The sequence below is a fragment of the Variovorax sp. GW531-E2 genome, assembly GCF_059423125.1.
The window spans coordinates 16,281-39,697 of the sequence record NZ_JBWKXQ010000013.1 but is presented as its reverse complement, the minus strand read 5'-3'; the positions used below and the strand labels follow the sequence as shown (position 1 = coordinate 39,697).

Genomic DNA, 23,417 nt, shown 5'->3' with positions numbered 1-23,417 from the left:
CTTAAGTAAATCAATCGTTTGATTTCAATCATGCTCTAATCGCGCCGATGAACGCCAGGGACCCTCTCACGCCAACGCCCGTGCCCTCGCCGCGCCGCGCCCCGCGCAGCGACGGCGCCGAAGCGCGCCACCGCCTGCTGCACACCGCGCTGCGGCTGTTCGCCCAGAACGGTTTCGCCAAGACCTCGATCCGCGAGATCGCGCGCGAGGCCGAAGTGAACGTCTCGGCCATCAGCTACTACTTCGGCGACAAGGAGGGGCTGTACTCCGCCACCTTCAACGAACCGATGGGCAGCGATTCGAACGACCTGGTGGCCGCCTGCAACGTGCCCGGCCAGTCGCTCGAAGCCACGCTGCGCATCTGCATGGCGGCCATGATCGATCCGCTCAAGCAGGGCGAGATCGTGCGCCAGTGCATCCAGCTGCACATGCGCGAGATGCTGGAGCCCACCAGCCAGTGGGCCAAGGAACTGGAGCGCGACATCAAGGGCCCGCACCGCGCCATCGTCGAGCTGCTGTGCCGCCACCTGCAGGTGGAGCGCGCCGACGACGACATCCACCGCCTGACCTTCGCGATCACCGGGCTGTCGATGCAGCTGTACGTGAGCCAGGATTTCATCGAGGCCCTGCGCCCGTCGCTGCTGCGCACGCCGCGCGCCATCGACACCTGGGCCGACCGGCTCACGGGCTACGCGATGGCGCTGGTCCAGGCCGAAACCGCACGCCGCCGCCAGGTGGCCGCCGAGCAGAGAAAGAAGCCATGAGACGACTCCGACGGATTGCCCTTGTTCTGAGCCTGCCGCTGGGCCTCGGCCTTGCCGGCTGCGGCCTGACGCGCCCGCCCGCTTCGGTGCAGGCGCCCTTCCCCGCGCAATGGCACGCGCCCCTGCCCCACGGCGGCTCGCTCGCCGCGCTGGCCGAGTGGTGGCGCCAGCTGGACGACCCGCTGCTGGTCGAGCTGATCGCCGCCGCCGAAACCGCCAGCCCCAACCTTGCCAGCGCCGCGGCGCGCGTGGCCGAGGCGCGCTCCACGCGCGTGCAGGCCGGCGCGGCGCTGCTGCCCAGCCTGGACGGCACGGCGTCGGCCAGCCGCGGAGTTTCGGGCTCGTCGTTCGGATCGGGCGGTTCTTCGAGCAGCAGCAGCAGCGCCTCCACCGCGCCGGTCACCACGCTGCAGGCCGGCCTGCAATCGAAGTGGGAGATCGACCTGTTCGGCCGCCTGCGCGCCGACCGCGATGCGGCCCAGCAGAAGCTGGACAGCGCCACCGCCAAGTGGCACGACGCGCGCGTCGCCGTGGCGGCCGAGACGGCCAATGCCTACTTCGCCGAACGCGCCTGCCAGCAGCAGCTGAACGTGTCCGAATCCGACGCCAAGTCGCGCGGCGAAACGGCACGGCTCACCGACCTGTCGGCGCGCGCCGGCTTCACCGCGCCGGCCGACGCCGCGCTGGCGCGTGCCAGCGCCTCCGACGCCTCCGGCCGACTCACGCAACAGCGCGCCCTGTGCGCGGTGCAGCGCAAGGCGCTGGTGGCGCTCAGCGGGCTCGACGAACCCACGCTCGCGCAGAAGCTCGCGGCCTCGCCCACGCAGCGCGCGCTGCCGGTGGTCGGCGCCATCGCCAGCGTGCCGGCGCAGGCGCTCTCGCAGCGGCCCGACGTGTACGCGGCCGAACTCGGCGTGGCCGCGGCCAGCGCCGAGGTGGGCTCGGCCGAGGCCGAGCGCTACCCCAAGCTCACGCTCTCGGGTTCGATCGGCCGCATGCAGATCCGCACCAGCGGCTTTCGCGAATCGCTCGACACCTGGACGGTCGGGCCGCTGTCGCTCACCGTGCCGCTGCTCGACGGCGGCGCGCGCGCGGCCAACTCCGAGGCTGCCAAGGCGCGCTACACCGAGGCCGTGTCGCTCTACCGCGCCAGCGTGCGCCAGGCGGTGCGCGAGGTCGAGGAAGCCCTGGTGAACCTCGACGCCACCACCGCACGCAGCACCGACGCCGACAGCGCGGTGAAGAACTACCAGGCCTCGTTCGACGCCACCCAGGCCCGCTACAGCAGCGGCCTGGCCAGCCTGTTCGAACTCGAGGACTCGCGGCGCACGCTGTTCGCCGCGCAGACCGCGCGCGTCTCGCTGCAGCGCGAGAGCACCGAAGCCTGGGTCTCCCTGTACCGCTCGATGGGCGGCGGCTGGAGTCGCCCCGCCGAAGCATCGTCCCCAATGACCACCACCCCGTCCGCCAAGGTCGCGACGTCGCCATGAAAACAATGAAGCGTTCCACCCTTGTCCTCGCGCTGCTGGCGCTGATCGTCGTCGTTGGCGCGGGCCTGTGGCTCGCCCGCAAGCCGGCCGACGACAAAGCCGCGCCTGCGGCAAAAGGCCCCGCCCAGCGCCCCGCGCTGACCGTCTCGGTCGCCAAACCCGAGGCCACCGAGCTGACCGTCACGCTGGCCGCCAACGGCAACGTGGCGGCCTGGCAGGAGGCCGTGATCGGCTCCGAATCGAACGGCCTGAAGCTGGCCGAGGTGCGCGTCAACGTGGGCGACACCGTGAAGAAGGGCCAGGTGCTCGCGGTGTTCTCGCCCGAGACAGTGCAGGCCGACATCGCGCAGGCACGCGCCTCGCTGGCCGAGGCCCGCGCCTCGGCCGCCGACGCCGCTGGCAACGCCGCGCGCGCCCGCACGCTGCAGGCCACGGGCGCGCTGAGCCAGCAGCAGATCAACCAGTACCAGACCACCGAGCAGACCGCCAAGGCGCGCGCCGAGGCGGCCGAGGCCGTGCTGGCCGCGCAGCAGGTGCGCGGGCGCAACACGCAGGTGCTGGCACCCGACGACGGTGTGATCTCCGCGCGCACCGCCACGGTCGGCAGCGTGGTGGGCGCCGGCACCGAGCTGTTCCGCCTGATCCGCCAGGGCCGGCTCGAATGGCGCGCCGAAGTCACCTCGGCCGAGCTGGGCCGCGTCGCCGTGGGCACGCCGGCCTTCGTGGTCAGCGCCAGCGGCGCACAGGTGAAGGGCACCGTGCGCAGCATCGCGCCCACGGTCGATCCGCAGACGCGCGCGGCGCTGGTCTACGTCGACCTGCCCAACGTGCAGCAGAACACCGGCGTGAAGGCCGGCATGTTCGCGCGCGGCGACTTCGAACTCGGCCGCAGTTCCGCGCCGACCGTGCCGCAAAGCGCGATCGTGCCGCGCGACGGCTTCAACAACGTCTTCACGCTGCTGCCCGACGGCCGCGTGGCGCAGCTCAAGGTGCAGACCGGCCGCCGCCTGAAGGACCGCGTCGAAATCACCAGCGCACTGCCCGAGGGCGTGCAGATCGTGGTGCAGGGCGCGGGCTTCCTCAACGACGGCGACCTGGTGCGCGTGGTGGACGCCACGCCCGCGGCCGCCACTCCGGCGAAGGCGGGGGCATCCGCCCCTTCGCCTAAATAAGCCAACACAAGGAACACGCCATGAACGTTTCCGCCTGGTCCATACGCAACCCCATTCCGGCGGTGATGCTGTTCGTGCTGCTCACCTTCGGGGGGCTGCTGTCGTTCAACGCCATGAAGGTGCAGAACTTCCCGGACATCGACCTGCCGACCGTCACCGTCTCGGCCTCGCTGCCGGGCGCCGCGCCCTCGCAGCTGGAGACCGACGTCGCGCGCAAGCTCGAGAACTCCATCGCCACCATCCAGGGCCTGAAGCACATCACGACCAAGGTGCAGGACGGCGCCGCCACGCTGATCGTGGAGTTCCGCCTCGAGAAGCCCGTGCAGGAGGCCGTGGACGACGTGCGCTCGGCCGTGCAGAAGGTGCGCGCCGACCTGCCCGCCGACGTGCGCGACCCGGTCGTCACCAAGCTCGACTTCGCGGCCCAGCCGGTGCTGGCCTTCACCATCGCCTCGTCGCGCATGGACAACGAGGCGCTGAGCTGGTTCGTCGACAACGACATCACCAAGAAGCTGCTCGCGCTGCCCGGCGTGGGCGCGGTGAACCGCGTGGGCGGCGTCACGCGCCAGGTGCACATCGACCTCGACCCGGCCAAGCTGCAGGCGCTGGGCGCCTCGGCGGCCGACATCTCGCGCCAGCTGCGCCAGGTGCAGACCGAAAGCGCGGGCGGGCGCATCGACCTGGGCGGCAGCGAACAGCCGGTGCGCACCATGGCCACCGTGCAGTCGGCCGACCAGCTCGCCGACATGCAGATCGCGCTGAGCGACGGCCGCCGCATCCGCCTGGACCAGGTGGCGCGCATCAGCGACACCATCGCCGAGCCGCGCGCCGCGGCGCTGCTCAACGGCAAGCCCGTGGTGGGCTTCGAAGTGGCCCGCAGCCGCGGCGCCAGCGAAGTGGAAGTGGGCCGCGCCATTCAAAAGGCGCTGGCCGACCTGCGCGTGCAGCGCCCCGACATCGAGCTGACCGAGGCCTTCAACTTCGTCGACCCGGTGGAAGAAGAGTACGACGGCTCGCTGCACCTGCTGTACGAGGGCGCCATCCTCGCGGTGATCGTGGTGTGGCTCTTCTTGCGCGACTGGCGCGCCACCTTCGTCTCGGCGGTGGCGCTGCCGATGTCGGTGATTCCGGCCTTCATCGGCATGCACCTGCTGGGCTTCTCGGTCAACGTGATCTCGCTGCTCGCGCTCTCGCTGGTGGTCGGCATCCTGGTGGACGACGCCATCGTGGAGGTCGAGAACATCGTGCGCCACCTGCGCATGGGCAAGTCGCCGTACCAGGCGGCCATGGAGGCGGCGGATGAAATCGGCCTGGCCGTGATCGCCACCACCTTCACGCTGATTGCGGTGTTCCTGCCCACGGCCTTCATGAGCGGCGTGGCCGGCAAGTTCTTCAAGCAGTTTGGCTGGACCGCGTCGCTTGCGGTGTTCGCCTCGCTGGTGGTGGCGCGGGTGCTCACGCCGATGATGGCGGCCTACATCATGAAGCCCATCCTCACGCAGGAGAAGGAGCCCGGCTGGCTGCGCTGGTACATGCGCGCCGTGGAGTGGAGCACCCACCACCGCTTCAAGACGATGGTGATGGCCACCCTCTTCTTCTTCGGCTCGCTGGCGATGATCCCGCTGCTCAAGACCGGCTTCATTCCGGCCGACGACAACTCGCAGACGCAGGTCTACCTGTCGCTGCCGCCGGGCTCCACGCTGGCGCAGACCACGGCCGCGGCCGAGGAAACGCGCCGCCGCGTGATGCAGATCCACCACGTGAAGAGCGTCTACACCACGGTGGCGGGCGGCAGCGCCGGCGGCGACCCGTTCGCGAACTTCGGCACGCCCGAGACGCGCAAGGCCACGCTGACGATCCAGCTCGACCCACGCGGCGACCGGCCGCGCAAGCAGCTGATCGAGAAAGAGATCCGCACCGCGCTCGAAACCCTGCCCGGCGTGCGCAGCACCGTGGGCCTGGGCGGCTCGGGCGAGAAGTACATCCTGGTGCTCACCGGCGAAGACCCGGTGGCGCTGTCGGCTGCCGCCGGCGCGGTCGAGAAAGACCTGCGCACCATTCCCGGCCTGGGCAACATCACCTCGACCGCGAGCCTGATCCGCCCCGAGATCGCCGTGCGCCCCGACTTCGCGCGCGCCGCCGACCTGGGCGTGACCAGCTCGGCCATCGCCGAGACCTTGCGCGTGGCCACGCTGGGCGACTACGACCAGGCGCTGGCCAAGCTCAACCTCGCGCAGCGGCAGGTGCCGATCGTGGTGAAGCTCGAAGACTCGGCGCGGCAAGACCTCGACCTGATCGGGCGCCTGTCGGTGCCGGGCGCACGCGGCCCCGTCATGCTGAGCCAGGTGGCCTCGCTCACGATGGAAGGCGGCCCGGCCGTCATCGACCGCTACGACCGCTCGCGCAACGTCAACTTCGAGATCGAGCTGTCAGGCGTGGGCCTGGGCGACGCCAAGACCGCCGTCGAGGCCCTGCCCTCGATCCAGAAGCTGCCGCCGGGCGTGCGCATCGCCGAGGTGGGCGATGCCGAAGTGATGACCGAGCTGTTCGCCAGCTTCGGCCTGGCGATGCTCACCGGCGTGCTGTGCATCTACATCGTGCTGGTGCTGCTGTTCAAGGACTTCCTGCACCCGGTGACCATCCTGTGCGCGCTGCCGCTCGCGCTGGGCGGGGCCTTCGTGGGCCTGCTGATCGGGCAGAAGGCGCTGTCGATGCCCTCGCTGATCGGCCTGATCATGCTGATGGGCATCGCCACGAAGAACTCCATTCTTCTGGTGGAGTACGCCATCGTGGCGCGCCGCGACCACGGCATGAGCCGCTGGGACGCGCTGCGCGACGCCTGCCACAAGCGTGCGCGGCCGATCATCATGACCACGCTCGCCATGGGCGCCGGCATGCTGCCCATTGCCGTGGGCTTCGGCACCGCCGACTCGAGCTTCCGCTCGCCGATGGCGATGGCGGTGATCGGCGGGCTGATCACCTCCACGGTGCTGAGTTTGCTGGTGGTGCCGGCCGTGTTCACCTACGTGGACGACATCGAGCACTGGATCCGCCGCACCGTGCGCAAGGTGCGCGGGCAGCCGGCCGATCCGCACATCGACGACGACCTGGTCGAGGCACCGCAGCGCTGAAACCTCTGGGCGCGGGCAGCGGTGGACCCGCTACCGCGCCTCGATGTTCAGCACCACCACGCCCGCCACGATGGCCAGCAGGCCGACCACGCGGGTCAGCGTGACCGCTTCACCGAACCAGACCATGCCGGCGACCGCGATCAGCGCGGTGCCGGCACCGGCCCAGACCGCGTAGCCCAGCCCCACATCCAGTTCGCGCACCGCGAGCGACATGAGCCAGATCGCGCCGGCATAGCAGGCGGCGGTGAGCAGCGATGGCAACAGGCGGGTGAAACCTTCGGCATGGCGAAGGGCGATGGTGCCGGCGACTTCCGCCGCCACGCTGGCCGCAAGCAGCAGCCAGGCCAGAGTCTGTGGACTCTTCATGGGAATACCTCGTCACACCCCTGCCGTACCGGGCATGGAATGCGGGCGATGCAAGCGGTACCCCGAACGAAGCCGCCATTCTGGGGATATGCGGCGACGCGGTGATGACTGCGCAGTCAAGCCCCTTGGCGCCGCAGGCGCATTCAAAAAAAATGCCGCGGGCGCCAATCGCCCGCGGCATGTGAACCGAAAAAGAGGGTCGGTTGCGTCAGGCGTCCAGCTGCGCCAATCGCTTCAGCTTGCGTTCGCTCATGCGCTTGGCCAGGCGCGGCAGCACCAGCACGGCGACGATGGCGATGATCACCACGATCGACTCGGGGCGCTGGAAGAACACGATCGGGCTGCCCTGCCCCATGGCAATCGCGTTGCGCAGGTTGGCTTCGGCGAGCGGGCCGAGGATCATGCCGACCACCACGGGGGCGGTCGGGAAGTCAAAGCGCCGCATCACCACGCCCAAGAGGCCAATGCCGAACAGCAGGAACAGGTCGAAGGTGTTCTGGCGCATGCCGTAGGCACCGACGGTCGCGAAGATCAGGATGCCGGCGTACAGCTGCGGCTTCGGGATCTTGAGCAACTTGACCCACAGGCCGACCATCGGGAGGTTGAGCACCAGCAGCATCAGGTTGCCGATGTACAGCGAGGCGATCAGCGCCCAGACCAGCGCGGCCGAGGTGATGAAGAGCTGCGGGCCCGGCTGGATACCGTAGTTCTGGAACGCGCCCAGCATGATGGCCGTGGTGTTCGACGTGGGAATGCCCAGCGTGAGCAGCGGGATCAGCGCGGCGGTCACGGTGGCGTTGTTGGCGGCCTCGGGGCCGGCCACGCCTTCGATGGCGCCGGTGGTGCCGAACTCGGCCTTGTTCTGCGGGTCTTTCGCGAGCTTCTTCTCGGTGGCGTAGCTCAGGAAGGTCGGGATCTCGGTGCCGCCGGCCGGAATGCAGCCGAAGGGCGTGCCGATGGCCGCGCCGCGCAGCCAGGCGGGAATGGAACGCTTCCAGTCGCGCGAGGTCATGTGCACGCGGGTCAGCTTGTTCTGGCCCTCGACCACGCGGCCTTCGTACAGCACGGCGTACAGCACTTCGGCCACCGCAAAGAGGCCCACCGCCACCAGCACGATCTCGATGCCGTCGAGCAGCTCGGGCATGTTGCCGGTGTAGCGGCCCTGGCCGGTGATCTGGTCCAGGCCCACGCAGCCGATGGCCAGGCCGACGAACAGCGCCGTCATGCCGCGCAGCGTGCTCTTGCCGAGCACCGCGCTCACGGTGGTGAAGGCCAGCAGCATCAGCAGGAAGTACTCGGGTGCCGCCAGGCGCACGGCGTAGTCGGCCACGAAGGGCGCGAACAGCGTGACGACCACGGTGGCGATGGTGCCGGCCACGAAGGAGCCGATGGCCGCGGTGGCGAGCGCGGCGCCCGCGCGGCCGCTCTTGGCCATCTTGTTGCCTTCCATGGCCGTGACCATGCTGGCGGTTTCGCCGGGCGTGTTCAGCAGGATCGAGGTGGTCGAGCCGCCGTACATGGCGCCGTAGTAGATGCCCGAGAAGAAGATCATCGAGGCCGTGATGTCGACCTTGCCGGTGATCGGCAGCAGCATCGCCACCGCCACGGCGGGGCCGATGCCGGGCAGCACGCCCACGGCCGTGCCCAGGGCACAGCCGATGAGGCACCACAGCAGGTTGATGGGGGTGATCGCGGCCGCGAAGCCGGTCATCAGTGCGTTGAAGATATCCATTTGGCGTGGCTCCGCTCAGATCCAGCCGGTGCTGGTGAGACCCGGCAGGCTGATGGCCAGGAACTTGGTGAACATCCAGAAGACCGGGGCCGAGATCGCCAGGCCGGTCACCAAGTCGGTGACCCAGGTGGCCGGTGCGTTGACCTTGGCCTGCCCGGCAGCGCGGCGCAGGCCCTGCACGGCCAGCAGGTAGCACAGCGCGCAGCTCAGGATGAAGCCGATGCTGGTGATGAGCGCCGCATTGAGCAGCAGGCCCGCCGCCACCCAGATGAAGCCGGGCCAGTAGGCGGTGTCGGCGCCGGAGGGCGCGTCGAGCTCGCGGAAGCCGCCGCTGAACGCTTCCCAGGTGATCCACGCGCCGCAGACCATCAGGACGATCGAGACCATCCAGGGCAGGAAGTTGGGGCCGACGCCGCCGTAGCCGGCTTCGGAAGAAATGCCGATGGCGCCGAAGGCCAGCGCAGCGCCGGTCAGCAGCACGCCGAGGCCGACGACGTATTGCGGCCAGCGGGCCGCGCCGGAGGTGGCCTCAGCGGAATGTGAGACCGAGGATTCTGGAGTTGTCATTTTTTGCTCCCGCAGTCGTGGGGAAAAAGAAGGCCCCTTCCAGAAACACCGCAAGCCGGCTTTGCCGGGCCGCGGGTGTTGCCCCCGGAAGGGGGTTGGCGTGCACGACACGAAGTGCGCGCAGCCAGGGGGCGACTCAAACTCAGACCATGCCGGACTTGGCCATGATGGCGCGCAGGCTGGCGAAGTCGTCGTCGACGAACTTGGCGAACGCGTCACCCGACAGCACGGCCGGCGTCCAGTCGTTCTTCTTGAGCGACTCGGCCCACGACGGGCTCTTGAGCGCGGCCAGCACCATGTCGGTCAGGGCCTTGCGCTGCTCGGCCGAGATGCCGGGCGCGCCGTACACGCCGCGCCAGTTGCCGATCTCGACGTCGATGCCCTGTTCCTTCAGGGTCGGCACATTGATGCCCGGCAGGCGCTGGGCGGAGGTGACAGCAATGGGTTTCATCTTGCCGGCGGCGATGTACTCGGCGAACTCGCTGTAGCCGCTGCCGCCGATGGTGACGTTGCCGCCCAGGATGGCGGCGGTGGCCTCACCGCCTCCGCGGAAGGCCACGTAGTTGATCTTCGACGGATCGGCGCCGACCTTCTGCGCGATCATGGCCGCGGCGATGTGCTCGGTGGAGCCGCGCGAACCGCCGCCCCACTTGACGCTGCCCGGGTCCTTCTTGAGCTGCTCGACCACGTCCTTCATGGTCTTGAAGGGCGAATTCGACGGCAGCACGAACACGTTGTATTCGGTGGTCAGGCGCGCGATGGGCGTGGCCTGCGACAGGTTGACCGGCGGCTTGCCGGTGATGATGCCGCCCAGCATGACCGAGCCCATGACCATCAGCGCGTTGGCATCGCCCTTGGAGCCGTTGACGAACTGGGCCAGGCCCAGCGCACCGGCGGCACCGCCCTTGTTGTCGTAGGCGACGGTGTCGGCCACCTTGGCGTCGGTCAGGGCCTTGCCGAGCGCGCGGCCGGTGGTGTCCCAGCCGCCACCCGGATTGGCCGGGATCATCATCTTGACGTTGGCGGCAGCGCGCGCCGACAGCGGCAAGGCGCCGGCAGCGGCCAGTGCGGCCAGGGACTTCAAAAAGGTATCGCGACGCATCGTTGGTGTCTCCTGAGAACTTGGGAACGGATGGAACCTGACTTGGACCTGAGCCGCTATCATGCGCCGCCCCGCTGTCAGTTGGCTGTCCACCAGACTGGGGAAAACACCGAAGTACCGACCCCTGCCCGTATGAAGCTGCTGCTCGTCGAAGACGACCCCTCGATGCAAATCACCCTGCAGCGCACCCTCGGGCGGCGCCGCATCGACGTGCGCATCTGCGGCGACGGCGCGCAGGCGATCGCGCAGTGGCGCGCCGTCGAGCCCGACGTGGTCGCGCTCGACCTGAGCCTGCCGCACGTCGACGGCCTGCAGGTGCTGGCCCAGGCGCGCGCCGAGGGCCTGCGCACGCCGGTGCTGCTGCTGACCGCGCGCGGCACGGTGGGCGACCGCATCATGGGCCTGAACGCCGGCGCGGACGATTACCTGCCCAAGCCCTTCGACCTGGACGAGCTCGAGGCCCGCATCCGCGCGCTGCGCCGGCGCAGCCTGAGCGCGGGGCCCGACCCCACGCTGAACCCGCTGGAGGTCGGCAGCCTGCGCTTCGAGCCCGACAACGGCGCCGTCTACCACCGCTCGGAACTGCTCGAGCTCACGCCGCGCGAACTCGCGCTGCTCAAGGCGCTGATGATGAAACCCGGCCACGCGGTCACCAAGGAGCGCCTGTTCGAGCTGGTGTTCCCGGGCGAATCCGAAGTGCAGTACGAGGCCATCGAGGTGGTCGTGTACCGCCTGCGCAAGAAGCTGGTGGGCACCGGCACGGTGCTGATGACGATGCGCGGCCTGGGCTATCTCTTGCGGGCCGAGGCTTGAGGGCGGCCCTGCGGCGCACGATGTCGTCCCTGCGCGCGCGGCTCCTGCTGGGCATCCTGGTGCCGGTGGCGGTGTTCGTCGTGATCAACAGCGTGAGCCTGTACCGCCAGAGCCTGGCGGCCGCCACCACCGCCTACGACCGCACGCTGCTGGCCTCGGCCAAGACCATCGGCGAGCAGCTCGACGTGGAAGGCTACGACGACATGGCGCGGCTGCGCGCGATCGTGCCCTACTCCGCGCTCGAGGCCTTCGAGGCCGACAACCGCAGCCGGCTGTTCTACCGCGTGTCGGCGCTCGACGGCGAGATGGTCTCGGGCTTCGCCGAGCTGCCCTTCTGGCGCGGGCGCATCCCCGACCGCGGGGCGTACGCGGCGCTGGTCGATTTCTACGACGCCGAGTTCCGCGGCCAGCCGGTGCGCGTCGCCGTGATGCTGCAGCCGGTGGCCAGCGCGCGCGGCCGTGGCATGGCCGTGGTGCAGGTGGCCGAGACGCTGGAGCTGCGCGAGACACTCGTGCGCAAGCTGCTGCTCGACATGCTCTGGCGCCAGCTGCTACTGATGGGCGTGATCGCGCTGGTCACCGTCGTCGTCGTGCAACGCGCCACGCGGCCGGTGCGCGAGCTTGGCGAAGCCATCGAGCGGCGCCCCGAAGACGACCTCTCGCCCATCGACGCGCCCGGCGCCCCGGCCGAGCTGCGCCCGCTGATCGACGCCACCACCGAGGTCATGGGCCGGCTGCAGCGCCTGCTCGACCACCAGAAGCGCTTCGTGCGCGACAGCGCCCACCAGCTGCGCACCCCGCTGGCCGTGCTGAAGGCGCAGGTGCAGTCGGCGCGCCGCGGCGACGTGGCGCCCGAGCAGGCGCTGGTCGAGATCAGCCAGACCGTCGAGCGCGCCACCACGCTGGCCAACCAGATGCTGTCGCTGGCCAAGGTGGAGCAGCTGCGCCAGCAGCCCGAGTCGGCGCTGCTCGACCTGGGCGACGTGGTGCGCCACATCGCACTCGACCTGTCGCCGCTGGTGGCCGACAAGGCGCTCGATTTCGAACTGGCCGCCGACGACGCCGTGACCGTGCGCGCGCACCAGTGGATGCTGCAGGAGCTCACGCGCAACCTGCTGCACAACGCCATCAAGCACAGCCCCACGGGCGCGCCGCTCTCGGTGCGCGTGCATGCCGAGGGCGACGAGGCCGTGCTCACCGTGCGCGACGACGGTCCGGGCATTTCCGCCGAGCTGCGCCAGCGCCTGTTCGCGCCGTTCTCGGCGGGCAACACCGCGAGCGGCTCGGGCTTGGGCCTGGCGATCTGCCGCGAGATCGTTCTGGCCCTGGGTGGACGCATCAGCCTCGACAACCGCACGGTACCCAACCCCGGCGACACCGACCGCGTGACCGGGCTCGACGCTGTGGTGCGGCTGCCGCTGTCGCGCCACAATGGCTGACCTTTCTTTTCCGACCTTCATGGACCGTCTGCGCATCGACAAGTGGCTCTGGGCCGCCCGCTTCTTCAAGACCCGCTCGCTGGCCGCGGACGAAATCGGCAAGAACCGCATCCAGGTGAACGGCGAGGTCGCCAAGGCCTCGCGCGAGGTCAAGGCCGGCGACACCGTCGCGATGCGCCTGGGCCCGCTCACGCGGACCGTGACCGTGCGCGGCCTCAGCGGCCAGCGCGGCCCGGCGCCCGTGGCCCAGCAGCTGTACGAGGAAACGCCCGAGAGCCTGGCGGCGCAGGCCGCCTTTCGCGAACAGCGCCGCATGGGCAGCGAGCCGGCCCTGGCCATCGAGCAGGGCCGCCCGACCAAGCGCGACCGGCGCGAGATCGACGGCGTGCGCCACCAGGCCGAGTGGGACAACCGCTGGAGCGCATCGATCGACGAAAGCAACGGCGACGACGACCACCCGCCTCCACGCGGGCGCCCGCAGCGCTGATTCGCGTACCCTGCGGGCTTCGTTTCTTTTTTGACGGAGCGCCCGCAGATGTCCAAGTTCAAGAAGTACCGCGTCGGCAGCAAGTTCAAGCTCTCGCGCATCGACCCCGACGATTCGCCCTTTCTCACGGGTGACGAGTCGGCCCAGCGTGCCGAGCTCGACACCCTGGCCGTCGAGCTGGACGAACTGCAGGACGTGCTGCACGCCGAAGGCCGGCGCAAGGTGCTGCTGGTGCTGCAGGGCATGGACACCAGCGGCAAGGACGGCACGGTGCGCTGGGTGTTCTCGCGCACCTCGCCGCTGGGCGTGCGGGTGACGGCCTTCAAGGCGCCGAGCGAGGACGAACGCGCGCACGACTACCTCTGGCGCTGCCACGCCGCCGTGCCGCGCACCGGCGAGATCATGGTGTGGAACCGCAGCCACTACGAGGACGTGCTGGTGCCCGTGGTCGAAGGCTGGATCGACGGCGACGAGGCCCGCCGCCGCTATGCGCAGATCAACGACTTCGAGCGGCTGCTCACCGAGACCGGCACCGTCGTCGTCAAGTGCATGCTGCACATCGACAAGGACGAGCAGCGCGAGCGGCTGCAGGCCCGCATCGACACGCCCGGCAAGCAATGGAAGTTCAGCATGGGCGACCTCGAGGTGCGCACCAAGTGGGCCGACTACCAGAAGGCCTATCAGAACGCGCTGGCCGCCACCTCGAGCGACCACGCGCCGTGGCACGTGATTCCGGCCAACAGCAAGCGGCACCGCAACATGATGATCGCGCAGCTGCTCGTGAAGACGCTGCGCGAGATGAAGCTCAAGCCCCCGCCGCCGGACCCGGCGCTCAAGGGCATGGTCGTGAAGTGAGCCCGGAGGGGCCGGCTCAGGAGCGGCGCACGGGCGCCGTGGGGCGCATCGGCGTCTGCGCCAGCACGCGGCAGTTGCCGAACTCGCAGCGCACGGCCCAGGCCACGCCGGTGGTGCACGGCACGCTGTAGCTCTCGTAGCCCGGGCCCTTGGCCGTCAGCTCGGCACGCGGCTGCACGTTGCAGCGGCCGGCCTTGGCCAGGCGCTCGACGTTGTAGGTGTCGATGCCCGTGCGGCGCGGCTTGAGCGCCAGCACCGGGTTGAATGTGTTGCCGTAGAACGTGTCCTGCACGTTCGGGTCGAGGTTGCGGTAGCCGCGCTTGGCCATGCAATGGACGATGGCGATCTGCTGGTGCTCGGCGATCAGCGCGCTGCTGGGGCGGGTGTTCCAGTCGATGACGGCGGCGCTGATGCCGGTGTAGGAGGCCGCGGCGACGATGCCCTGGCCGTGCACCGTGATCAGGCCCAGGCCCAGCGCGGCCCACATGGCGTCACCCGATTCGCTGCGCGCGGTGATGCGGGTGGCGGCGGTGCGGCAGTCGGCCACGTCGCTGTCGTAGCGCACCTTGTCCACGCCTTCCATGGCCACCATCGGCACGTACGACATGCCGGTGCCCTGGCCGGGCCCGGGCGGCGGTGCGCTGGCGCATCCGGCCAGAACCACGGTGGCCAATGCAATGCTGAGCGGCAGCTTCATGGGAATCCCTCGTCCTCTTCGCGGTAGTTGCGAGGGATTTAACCATACATATAGTTACTCTTGAATCGACTTGTCGCGAATGAGAGACGACCTCCAGACGGGGCATTCGGGCGGCCATCCGGGGTCTGCGACAGGGCAAGGTACAGTTTTCACCCCTCCCCGGTTTCCCCTCCATGCCCTGTATTCCCCGGCTTTCCGCTCCCCACTTTCTCTCGATCGCACTCGCTGCCGCATCCTTCGGTGCCGCAGCCCAGCAGCCGCAACTTTCCGCTGTCGACCTGGCCCGCAAGAACGCCTGCATGGCCTGCCATGGCCTGGTGCACAAGCAGGTCGGGCCGGGCTTCGCGCAGATCGCCGAGCGCTACCGGGGCGACGCCGCCGCGCCGGCACGGCTGGCCGAGAAGATCCGCAACGGCAGCGTCGGCACCTGGGGCCGCGTGATCATGCCGCGGCAGTCGCTGGTGTCGGAGGCCGACGCGCAGGTGCTCGCGCGCTGGGTGCTGGCGCAGCCGCCACAGCAGCCGTCGCCCGCGCGCTGAATCGCCGCTCAGGTCGACAGCTGCGACGGCGCGGCCGACGCCACCCGGAAATCCGCCGGGAACGTCCAGGTGCCGGGCGCCTCGCGCTTGCCCAGCTGGCTCAATTGATAACCCATGCCCCACACCGCGTGCAGCGACAGGCCGTGCGGCTGGTCGACATACAACCCGAGCTTGCGGCGCAGCTTCGACACGTTGGCGTCCAGCGTGCGCGAGCCGGCGGCCACGCCGCTTTGCCAGCCGATCATTTCCAGGTGCTCCCGGTCCAGCGGCCGGTTCATGTGGCGGAAGAATTCGGCCGCGAGGTCGAATTCGATCGGCGTCAGGCGAATCTCGGTGCCGGCCACGTCGACCATGTCGAACGGCGACAACAGGCTGAATTCCTGCCAGTCGAGGCTGCGCGGCACCACCGGCCGATTGCGCTGGCGCAGGAAGAATTCGAGCATGAAGTACATCTCCTCGAAGGTCGACGGCTCCGGCAGCACGGCGTCGTCGGGGCCGGCATGCAACAGCGACAACCCGCGGATCTGCCGCTTGCGCGCGCTCATGATCAATGGCGTGTGATAACGCAGCGTTTCACGCACCTGGCCCACGAGTTTTTGCACGTCGTCGGGCGCCGACGGAATTGAAAGCAGCAGCGCCTCGAAATTGCCGCTTGGCGCCACCTGCGAAATCAATTCGTCGACATGCGCAAATGCGACGGGCGTATAACCCAGCATCTTGACGGCACGACTGGCGTGCCACCGCGTTCGGGGAGAGGGGTCCAACACTGCAATGTGCGGGGAGTTTTGCTCAAACATTGAAAATTACCTTGCACACCGTGGCGTCACAAACTTCTATTTTTGCCCCGTTGGCGGGGAAATCGACTTTCATCATTCAACCCTTCAGGAATAAATTGCTCTGAATTGTTGAAGGCAGACGCATTTTTTTACGAATGCATTTCCGGCCGACGCAATTCCTTGGGAAGTGAATCTATTCCCAAATAAATTTCACAGGTATGAATGAAGTGAACAGAAATATGAGGATCGGGCACGGCGGCCACGCCATGCACCCATCCACCGGCCAGGGCGACCGGGCCGGCGGCGCGTCGGTCAGCTGACGAGCAATGTGCCGTCTGCCGCGGCCTGCCCCTGCTGCAGGGCAAAGGTGCGCGGCGTGCAGCCGTACTTCTTGCGGAAGACCAGGCCGAAGTAGGCCGGGTCCGCAAAGCCGCAGTCGTAGGCGACCTGGGCGACGAACCTGCGCGCGCCCTCGGGGCTGCGCAGCATGCGGGCCGCGGCCTCGAGCCGGTCGTTCTGCAGGGTTTCGAGAAAGGTCATGCCGCGCGCGGCCTTGGCGAACACCTTGTGCACGTAGCGCACCGACACGTTGAAGCTGGCGGCCAGCTTCTGCGCATCGATCTCGGTGTCGGCGTGGTGCTCGCGAATCCAGGCCCGCATGCGGGCGTGCAGATCGCCGTCGCGCGGCGACACGCGCTCGCCCAGCGCACCCGGCTGCGCCCTCAGCCCGTTCTGTTCCAGCGAGAACGACAGCATCGACATCAGGTGCTCACCGAGCAGCTGGCGCTGTGCGGGGCTCTGGATGCTGCACAGGTGCTCCACGTCCAGCGCCCGCAGGTAGCCCGACAGCATCCCGGCCCAGCCCTTGGCGCCGGCCAGCCGCAGGTCGGTGGACTGGTCCGCATGCGGCAGCCAGCGGTTCACCACCGCTTCCGACAGGCCCAGCGTCCATGAGTTGGTGGCCTCGGTCGAGCGCAGGCGCAGCGGCTGCCAGGAGTCGATCAGGACCATGTCGCCCGCAGCCAGTTCGATGCGCTGGCGCTGCTCGCTGATGGCCAGGCCGCCGTCGAGCTTGATCAGCAGGTGATAGGGATAGACCTCGGCCCCCATGAGCTGGCTCGGGCCCGTGCGCTCGATGGTCGCGCCGCTGCCGTGCACCCGCATGAAGGCCATCCCGGCCGTGTCGACGATGGTGAGTTCCTGCTGGAAGTGGCTGCGCTCGGGGCTGTCCAGCCGCCCCACGTGCGGGCCGATCTCGTCGGCCCAGAAGGCGAACCCGTCTTTGCGCGACACCATGCCGGTGTGAAAGCGCTGGATGCGACTGTCGGTGTCGGACATGCGGCACGCCCCTCTTCCTCCATGCAGCCGGCGCCACGCCAGAAGCCGCGGGTCACGAACGGGAACTCCCGATTTTTTCCTGACAGGTCCGCGTGGACCTCGGATAATTTTTACAAACGATAACAGAGATAACAGCCCGGGTGTTCGGGGGGATGACGCACCGCGCCCACTGGCGCAAGCCACGGTTCCAGGCCTTGCCGATCGCCGGTCGGCAGGTCGGTCCGGGCCCGCTTCGCCCTTCGGCCGGCGCACGCGGCGGGCAATTGCATCCGGATGTGACTCGCGACACATCCGCGCCGCGAAAGCGAATGTCAAAGAAGGGCGCGATTCGTAGCATTCCTTCGGATCGAACGTCAACCGGAACTCTCTCTACTGGGGATGAAATGGCTGCCTTGTTTTTCACGGAACTCGAACCTTTCGGCACGCGATGGCGCGCAGCGCTGGCGTCCTGCCTGCCAGCGCTGCGCCGCGATGCCGAAGTGGTGCGGCCTTCGTCTCCCCCACCGGCGGACCGGGTGTGTGCGCTGGTCTTCATCGCCAACCTGGCGCAACTGGCCGACACCGACGGCCCGGAGGTGGCGGCGGGCGTGAGCCGCGAGATCCGGCGTCGGCTCTTCGCGGCCTTCCCGCCGTCGGGCGACACCGACCTGAGCTGCCTGCGCGACGACTGCTTTCTGCTGCGAACCCGCCATGCGCGGCTGGACGACCTGCTGGCCGCGCTCGAGCGGGAGCCGATCCTCGTGAAGGGCATCGCCGCACAGCCGCAGCTGCATGCCGACTGGATCGCATTGCGCGACAGCGGGCCGATGAGCCCGGCCGAGATCGAACTGGCACTGTGGGCCGCACAACCGCATCCCGCGCCCACGGCCAGGGGGCGGCCTGCGAGCGACGTCGTGGTGGACGACATCGAGCACGTGTACGACCTGCGCATCGCGCGGCAGGGAGATGCCCTGTGGCTGCGCGAGCGCTGTCTGCGAGGCGCCGAGGAACGGGCCCGGATCGACACGCTGTTCGCGCAGCTCCAGCCCGGCTGAGATGGCCTTGCCGTCTTCAGCCCATCGCAGCCCGGCCCGGCGAAGGGGCGCCCGATGGCGAGTCGCCCCGGGGGCGCCGCACCGTCCTGTTCCTTGACCGCCGCCCGTGGATTCGCCCATGAGAACGAACCGCCGATGGTCTCGCAACCCCCTTGGCCATGTATCTCCATCCCCTGATCGCCAGCGTGCCGCCCGACGAGCGCGCCGCCTTGATTCGCAGCAGCGCGCTGCATTCCTACCGGCGCAACGAGATCGTGCTGCAGGCGGACACGCACACCGACCGCATCTACTGCGTGGCCACGGGCCTGCTGCGCGCGGTCGACAGGGACGTGACGACCGACTTCATCCGCCGGGGCGATTTCTTCCTCGGCCCCTCGCTGGGCGAGAACAGCTACCAGGCCACCTCGACGCTGGTGGCCGCCCTGCCCTCGTCCGTCTACCACCTGCCGGTGGCCGCGGTGCGCCGGCTGTGCGCGCTGTACCCCGAGGTGACCATGGGCCTGCTGGAGATCGCGATGAAGCGCGTCGCCATGGTGCGTGGGCAGCTGCGCCGCATCTCGTCGCTGTCGTCCGAAAGCCTCGTGAGCCGCGTGCTGCACGAGCTGACGCAGCTGGCGCCGGCCGCCACCGGCGGCTACGACAAGCGCATCACGCAGGCGGTGATCGCGTCGTACTCGGGGCTCTCGCGCGAGGTCGTCAACAAGACCATGCGCGACATGGAAAGCCGCGGGCTGGTGCGCCGCGACGACCAGGGCGTGCACGTGCCGCCGACCTTCGCCTCGACCGATTTCGGCAGCCTGCCGCCGCAGGCCCACGAGCTCTCCGACGAGCTCTGCGCCTGGAACGGCGACAGCCCCGAAGCGCCATGACGCGCCGCCTTCACCTGCCCTGACTGCAACAAGGACAGCACCGACGATGCCCAAAGGAATTCCGAACCCCGTCGACATGTATGGCATTTCGCCCCGCCCGTGGGGCTTCGAGGTGTCGCTCGTGCGAAACGGCGTGCGCTACGCGCGCCTCTTCGGCCACGCCAGCTACGGCGGCCCCCAGCAGGCGCTGCGACGCGCCCAGGCCTGGCGTGACACCATCGTGAAGGAGCATCCGCCGGTCGCGCGCAAGGACCGCGCGCAGACCCTGCGCAGCAACAACAAGACGGGCGAGCCCGGCGTCTTCAGCCGCTTGTCAGCGCAAGGCAAGCCGGTGGCCTGGCTGGCCAAGACCTACCTGGGCAACGAGGAGATCCTGCGCGCCGAATTCGACCTCGCCGACTGGGGCCCCGCGGCCCGCGCACATGCCATCGGCGAGCGGCAACGCCAGCTCGGCCGCATGGTCGGCCTCGCGCGGCTGCACCCCGCCGAAGAAGCCATCCGCCGGCGCCCACCGCCCGACGACGAAGCGGCGCTGCCGCCCAAGCGCTCGAAGTCGGAGATCGTGCGACGCAACAACACAAGCGGCGTCAGCGGCGTGCAATTCAAGACGCCGCGCGCGGGCCATCCCGGCTACTGGGTGGCGATCACCTACTCGGCGGGCAAGGGCAGCGTGAGCCGCTCGTTCTCGGTGCGCACGCTCGGCTACGAGGTGGCGCGCGACATGGCGATTGCCGAACGCCAGCAGCAGTTGCAGGCGAAGACGTCGGACGACGACGCCTGAGCGCCAGCAGCGTCCTGGCGAGGATTTGCAACGCCGCCCTGGCGTGAAAAGCGCGATTTCATGCCCAGTTATTTGCGGGACACCACACCAGCTAACGCTGGTTCTGTTGCTCGCTCCTGTGCGCAATGACCGCGTCGCGCACCGCGCGCTTCGGCGCCAGTTGCGGCTTGCCGCAACTGCTGCAGCGATAGAAGCGCAGGCCGGGCAGGAACTTCATCCACGACCGCCGGTGGATGCGTTCCAGGCCGGCCAGTCCGCATCGGCAGCGGAGGAAAGGATTGCCGAATGCCGGGCCGGGCGCGCGGCCGTGGCGTGTCGTTGCGTACCCAGGAGCGTCGGTGTGCATGCGGGTCATCGTGCCGACCCACGGGCACGCCGCACGCCCGACTGTGATCCCGCTCACTTGCCGCCGCAACAAATCTGCGCGCGGCCGCGCGGGCCTACGCGGCAGCAGGCGCCTGCGGTTCGCCCAGCGAGAGCATCAGGCGGTTGGCCCAGTTGAAGAAGGCCGCGCCATGCACGACGTCGGCAATCGCCAGGTCGTCCAGCCCCTGCGCGCGCAAGGCATCGACGTGCGCAGGCCCGAAGGTCGATGGCGTGGCCGACAGCGCGACCGACGCCTGCACGATCGCATTCCAGCGCGCGCCCAGGTCGGCCTGCACGCCCTCGTCGAGCAGGCGCTGCACGTCGTCCGTGCGCTGCGAGAAATGCGAGGCGAAGCGCGCATGCACCGAGGCGCAGTAGATGCAGCCGTTGAAGCGCGAGGCCGCGGCGGCCGAGAGCTCGCGCTCGGCGCGCGGCAGGCCGGCGTCGGGGTTGTAGAAGATGTCCTTGTCGGTGCGCGTGCGCGCGCCGAGGATGTCCGGGTCGCGCGCCAGCAGGCGGAAGTACGGCGACTTGGCGCGCGAGGCGTCGACGAGGCCCGCGTAGTGGCGCTCGGTCAGCTCGTCTTCCGGCAGCGGTTCGAGCCAGGGCAGCCATTCGAGCTGCGCCTGCGTGAAGCTGCGCGGGTGCGTGTTGCCGGGATGGGTCAGGGTCGATTCAGTGCTCATGGGACGCTCATGCAGAAGGGGTGGCCAGCGCACGCAGGCCGATGACGACGCGGATCTGGAACGCGAGGAACGCCACCAGCTGCGACAAGGTGACGATCTCCGTGGTGCGCCATCCCGCGTCGAGCAGCGCCTGAAGTGCCGCCGGGCTGGCGTCGCGCGGGTGGAAGACCAGCAGGTGCGCGTGTGCAAGGCCGGCCGACAACCGTTCGCCCAGCACCGCGCGCTGCGCCGCATCGACGGCATAGACCGGGCCGGCCTCGTCTTCCACGCTCAGCGGACCTTCCGGATAGTGGCCATACGGCCCTTGCGTGGCACCGCGTGTGACCTCGGCCTCGACGGCCCTCGCCACGCCCTGCCCCGCCAAGGCTTCGGCATAGAAGCGCGCCACGTCGGGTTGCCCGTGCAATCCGGCGACGAAGGCCGCGACGGCGAAACGGTCTGCGATCTCGAAGTGGCCGGCCACGGGCTCGGCCGGCGCGAACAGCGCCAGGTAGCTCTGCTGCGCCTGCGTGCGCGCCTGCTCGCGCTGCGCGCGCAAGCGGTCGAGCGCACTGCCGGGCGCGATGCCCACCAGCTGGTCGATCACGTCGACAGCCTCGGGAACGGGAGAAGAAGAAACAACGGCATTCATGGAGACAACAGCCTAGAGAAGCGCAAGCGATTGAAGGTCCGGCACGCCCGTGTCGCGCGCCCAGCCCAGGGCCGGAGCGACGACCGTGGCGGTCAGTTCGATGGAACGCAGGATGGCCGCGTGCGGCGGATCGACCGAATGCACCTGGCACACGAGGTCGGTCACGCGTGCGAGCGTGCGGTCGGCGCGCAGCGAGGCGATCACGTCGTCGGGCGCGCCGACATGCACGTCGTACGCGGCGATCAGCTGTTCAAGCGGCGCATCGGCGCGGACGCGGTCGGCCAGGCCGATCTGCCCCGTGACGGCGGCCTGCACCACCGCGCGGCGCAGCCCGGTCTCGGCCAGGCGCAGCGCCTCCTTGCGGGTGTCCGCCACGAACACGCTGCGCGAGCCCACGATGCGCGGTGTGCGCCCCGGCGGCAGCGCGGCCAGGTAGGCGTCGATGATCGGGTCCTGCAGGTCGGCCAGCGATGCATCGGGCGCCTGCGCGGTACGCGGCTGCGTGCGCGAGAGCATCAGCCCGTCGCCGGCCGTGCCCGCGCGCGTGCCGCCACTCACCGAGAACGTGGCCTGCCAGAGCCGGCCGAGCAGTTGCGCGCCCGCCGGGTACAGCGTGTCGCCGCCGGGCAGCGGCCGGCCGGCCCAGGCGTCGCGCACCGTGGCGAGCTGCCGTTCGAACAGCGCCGCGCGGTCGTCGCTGTCCAGCCCGAAGGCCGCGAAGGACGCGGGCGTGCCGCCCGTGCCGACGCCCACTTCGAGCCGACCGCCCGAGAGCAGGTCCAGCACGATCGCATCTTCGGCCGTGCGCACCGCGTTCTCCAGCGGCAGCGTGACGATGCCCGTGCCCAGGCGGATGCGCCGCGTGCGTGAGGCCACGTGCGCGAGGAAGACGAAGGGCGACGGCAGGCCGCCCTCGTGTTCATGGAAATGGTGCTGCGCCACCCAGGCGGAATCGAAGCCGAAAGCCTCGGCATGGGCGATCTGCGCGGTGACGAGGCGATAGCGCTCGGCGGCGGGGGCATCGTCGAGCAGCCGGCTGAAGAAGCCGAGCCGCTTGCGCGGGGAAGTGAAGGTACCGGGCATCCGAAGGCCTGTGGGGTCGAGAGCCTTCGAGTGTTGCGCCGCAGGCGGCTCGAATGGAACGCCGGTTTTCGCGTTTGCTTATGCGCTTTGCGCGCATCGCGCGTTCAGTGCGGCATCGCAGGTGATCGCCGTGTGAAGCGCCGCAGCCAGCCCACGCCCGCCCCGGCGCCGACGGCCATCAGCCCGGTGGTGGCCAGCATCGCCGCCGTGTGGAGCGCGACGGCCGCGAACGCCAGCACGAGCGAGCCACTCGTCGCGCCCTTCGCTGCATCGCCCATGCAAAGCGGGATCAGCGCCGGCACCAGCATCAGCCCGGCACCGTGCGCGGTGGACATCATGAAAGACCACAGCGCCAGTCCCGCATGCCCCGCCGGCGCACGCGCCATGGCGGGCAAGCGGCCCGACAGGTGAACGAGCACGACCACCGCGAACAACCCACCGGCCAGCCACTGCAGCAGGCCCCGGTCCATCGACAGGCCGAAGGCCACCCCAACGACCACGAACACCACCGAGGCGACGTGCCCGACGCCGATCGGCCACAGCGCCCGCAGCGCCTGCGCCCGGTCGTGCGAGCGCAGGCCCCACGCGGCGGCGAACATCCAGCCGGTGGTGGGGTTCAGGCCGTGCAGGACGCCCATTCCCGCCACCGCCAGCCAGGGCCAGAGGCTTGCCATGGTGCGGACCGATCGGCACGCCAGG

At 69.5% G+C, this 23,417-nt stretch carries 24 protein-coding genes; 12 read left to right on the top strand and 12 right to left on the bottom strand.

The features are described from left to right. Nucleotides 1-47 precede the first annotated feature (47 nt). The 4 genes from AC07XP_RS10700 to AC07XP_RS10685 are packed head-to-tail and all read left to right on the top strand — an operon-like array spanning nt 48 to nt 6,557. Entirely contained in the window at nt 48-764 is a 717-nt protein-coding gene (locus AC07XP_RS10700; protein ID WP_495264627.1) for a TetR/AcrR family transcriptional regulator, read from the top strand. Further along, entirely contained in the window at nt 761-2,254 is a 1,494-nt protein-coding gene (locus AC07XP_RS10695; RefSeq protein WP_495264626.1) for an efflux transporter outer membrane subunit, read from the top strand. The genes AC07XP_RS10700 and AC07XP_RS10695 overlap by 4 nt, the downstream gene beginning before the upstream one ends. After that, nucleotides 2,251-3,426 (top strand): efflux RND transporter periplasmic adaptor subunit, encoded by a 1,176-nt coding sequence (locus AC07XP_RS10690; RefSeq protein WP_495264625.1) that lies wholly within the window; start codon nt 2,251-2,253, stop codon nt 3,424-3,426. Before AC07XP_RS10695 ends, AC07XP_RS10690 begins: the two co-directional genes overlap by 4 nt. Before the next feature lie 20 nt (nt 3,427-3,446). Further along, nucleotides 3,447-6,557, top strand: a complete 3,111-nt coding sequence (locus AC07XP_RS10685; protein WP_495264624.1) for an efflux RND transporter permease subunit — start codon at nt 3,447-3,449, stop codon at nt 6,555-6,557. Nucleotides 6,558-6,587: 30 nt separating this feature from the next. On the opposite strand, the gene AC07XP_RS10680 is transcribed toward AC07XP_RS10685, so the two are convergent. The 4 genes from AC07XP_RS10680 to AC07XP_RS10665 form a co-directional block, all read right to left on the bottom strand. Continuing rightward, on the bottom strand, nt 6,588-6,923 hold the full coding sequence (locus AC07XP_RS10680; protein WP_095745062.1) for a DMT family transporter: 336 nt from the start codon (nt 6,921-6,923) through the stop codon (nt 6,588-6,590). A 208-nt stretch (nt 6,924-7,131) separates the two neighbouring features. Then, nucleotides 7,132-8,655, bottom strand: coding sequence for a tripartite tricarboxylate transporter permease (locus tag AC07XP_RS10675; RefSeq protein ID WP_495264623.1), 1,524 nt, complete (start codon nt 8,653-8,655; stop codon nt 7,132-7,134). A gap of 15 nt (nt 8,656-8,670) precedes the next feature. After that, the gene (locus AC07XP_RS10670; RefSeq protein ID WP_062482508.1) at nt 8,671-9,222 is read right to left on the bottom strand and encodes a tripartite tricarboxylate transporter TctB family protein; all 552 of its coding nucleotides are present in this window, start codon (nt 9,220-9,222) and stop codon (nt 8,671-8,673) included. Nucleotides 9,223-9,364: 142 nt separating this feature from the next. Further along, nucleotides 9,365-10,324 carry a Bug family tripartite tricarboxylate transporter substrate binding protein gene (locus tag AC07XP_RS10665; RefSeq protein ID WP_070060440.1) on the bottom strand — a complete coding sequence of 320 codons (960 nt, stop codon included), beginning with the start codon at nt 10,322-10,324 and terminating at the stop codon, nt 9,365-9,367. A 132-nt stretch (nt 10,325-10,456) separates the two neighbouring features. On the opposite strand from AC07XP_RS10665, the gene AC07XP_RS10660 reads away from it, so the two are divergent. Genes AC07XP_RS10660 through AC07XP_RS10645 form a run of 4 tightly spaced genes read left to right on the top strand, consistent with a single transcriptional unit; the run spans nt 10,457 to nt 13,918 of the window. After that, nucleotides 10,457-11,137 carry a response regulator transcription factor gene (locus tag AC07XP_RS10660; RefSeq protein ID WP_487847105.1) on the top strand — a complete coding sequence of 227 codons (681 nt, stop codon included), beginning with the start codon at nt 10,457-10,459 and terminating at the stop codon, nt 11,135-11,137. 20 nt (nt 11,138-11,157) lie between these two features. Then, complete coding sequence (locus AC07XP_RS10655) at nt 11,158-12,576, top strand: sensor histidine kinase (protein ID WP_495264622.1); 1,419 nt, start codon at nt 11,158-11,160, stop codon at nt 12,574-12,576. A 19-nt stretch (nt 12,577-12,595) separates the two neighbouring features. Next, a complete protein-coding gene (locus AC07XP_RS10650) occupies nt 12,596-13,063 on the top strand; it encodes an RNA-binding S4 domain-containing protein (RefSeq protein WP_062481157.1) in 468 nt (155 codons plus the stop codon). Between the two features lie 48 nt (nt 13,064-13,111). Further along, nucleotides 13,112-13,918, top strand: coding sequence for a PPK2 family polyphosphate kinase (locus AC07XP_RS10645; protein WP_495261673.1), 807 nt, complete (start codon nt 13,112-13,114; stop codon nt 13,916-13,918). 16 nt (nt 13,919-13,934) lie between these two features. Here the strand turns inward: AC07XP_RS10645 and AC07XP_RS10640 are convergent, their stop codons facing one another. Continuing rightward, nucleotides 13,935-14,615 (bottom strand): hypothetical protein, encoded by a 681-nt coding sequence (locus AC07XP_RS10640; protein ID WP_062481152.1) that lies wholly within the window; start codon nt 14,613-14,615, stop codon nt 13,935-13,937. A gap of 173 nt (nt 14,616-14,788) precedes the next feature. Between AC07XP_RS10640 and AC07XP_RS10635 the strand changes: the two genes are divergently transcribed. Further along, nucleotides 14,789-15,154, top strand: a complete 366-nt coding sequence (locus AC07XP_RS10635) for a c-type cytochrome (protein WP_493192489.1) — start codon at nt 14,789-14,791, stop codon at nt 15,152-15,154. An 8-nt stretch (nt 15,155-15,162) separates the two neighbouring features. Here the strand turns inward: AC07XP_RS10635 and AC07XP_RS10630 are convergent, their stop codons facing one another. Together AC07XP_RS10630 and AC07XP_RS10625 are read right to left on the bottom strand one after the other, a co-directional pair. Then, a complete protein-coding gene (locus AC07XP_RS10630) occupies nt 15,163-15,870 on the bottom strand; it encodes a winged helix-turn-helix transcriptional regulator (RefSeq protein ID WP_307637023.1) in 708 nt (235 codons plus the stop codon). Nucleotides 15,871-16,242: 372 nt separating this feature from the next. Continuing rightward, a complete protein-coding gene (locus tag AC07XP_RS10625) occupies nt 16,243-17,268 on the bottom strand; it encodes an AraC family transcriptional regulator (RefSeq protein WP_062481146.1) in 1,026 nt (341 codons plus the stop codon). 383 nt (nt 17,269-17,651) lie between these two features. On the opposite strand from AC07XP_RS10625, the gene AC07XP_RS10620 reads away from it, so the two are divergent. The 3 genes from AC07XP_RS10620 to AC07XP_RS10610 all read left to right on the top strand — a co-directional run bounded on the left by AC07XP_RS10620 (nt 17,652) and on the right by AC07XP_RS10610 (nt 19,952). Further along, a complete protein-coding gene (locus tag AC07XP_RS10620; RefSeq protein ID WP_495264621.1) occupies nt 17,652-18,302 on the top strand; it encodes a hypothetical protein in 651 nt (216 codons plus the stop codon). Between the two features lie 158 nt (nt 18,303-18,460). After that, nucleotides 18,461-19,171 carry a Crp/Fnr family transcriptional regulator gene (locus AC07XP_RS10615; RefSeq protein ID WP_083259102.1) on the top strand — a complete coding sequence of 237 codons (711 nt, stop codon included), beginning with the start codon at nt 18,461-18,463 and terminating at the stop codon, nt 19,169-19,171. A gap of 46 nt (nt 19,172-19,217) precedes the next feature. After that, nucleotides 19,218-19,952 (top strand): AP2 domain-containing protein, encoded by a 735-nt coding sequence (locus tag AC07XP_RS10610; protein ID WP_495261677.1) that lies wholly within the window; start codon nt 19,218-19,220, stop codon nt 19,950-19,952. Nucleotides 19,953-20,043: 91 nt separating this feature from the next. Here the strand turns inward: AC07XP_RS10610 and AC07XP_RS10605 are convergent, their stop codons facing one another. The 5 genes from AC07XP_RS10605 to AC07XP_RS10585 form a co-directional block, all read right to left on the bottom strand. Continuing rightward, a complete protein-coding gene (locus AC07XP_RS10605) occupies nt 20,044-20,298 on the bottom strand; it encodes a hypothetical protein (protein ID WP_495264620.1) in 255 nt (84 codons plus the stop codon). 94 nt (nt 20,299-20,392) lie between these two features. After that, nucleotides 20,393-21,004 (bottom strand): alkylhydroperoxidase domain protein, encoded by a 612-nt coding sequence (locus AC07XP_RS10600; protein WP_495264619.1) that lies wholly within the window; start codon nt 21,002-21,004, stop codon nt 20,393-20,395. 7 nt (nt 21,005-21,011) lie between these two features. Then, the gene (locus tag AC07XP_RS10595; protein WP_495264618.1) at nt 21,012-21,635 is read right to left on the bottom strand and encodes a CMD domain protein; all 624 of its coding nucleotides are present in this window, start codon (nt 21,633-21,635) and stop codon (nt 21,012-21,014) included. Nucleotides 21,636-21,647: 12 nt separating this feature from the next. After that, nucleotides 21,648-22,718, bottom strand: a complete 1,071-nt coding sequence (locus tag AC07XP_RS10590) for a putative FMN-dependent luciferase-like monooxygenase (RefSeq protein WP_495264617.1) — start codon at nt 22,716-22,718, stop codon at nt 21,648-21,650. A 104-nt stretch (nt 22,719-22,822) separates the two neighbouring features. Further along, complete coding sequence (locus AC07XP_RS10585; RefSeq protein ID WP_495264616.1) at nt 22,823-23,392, bottom strand: hypothetical protein; 570 nt, start codon at nt 23,390-23,392, stop codon at nt 22,823-22,825. Nucleotides 23,393-23,417 lie beyond the last annotated feature (25 nt).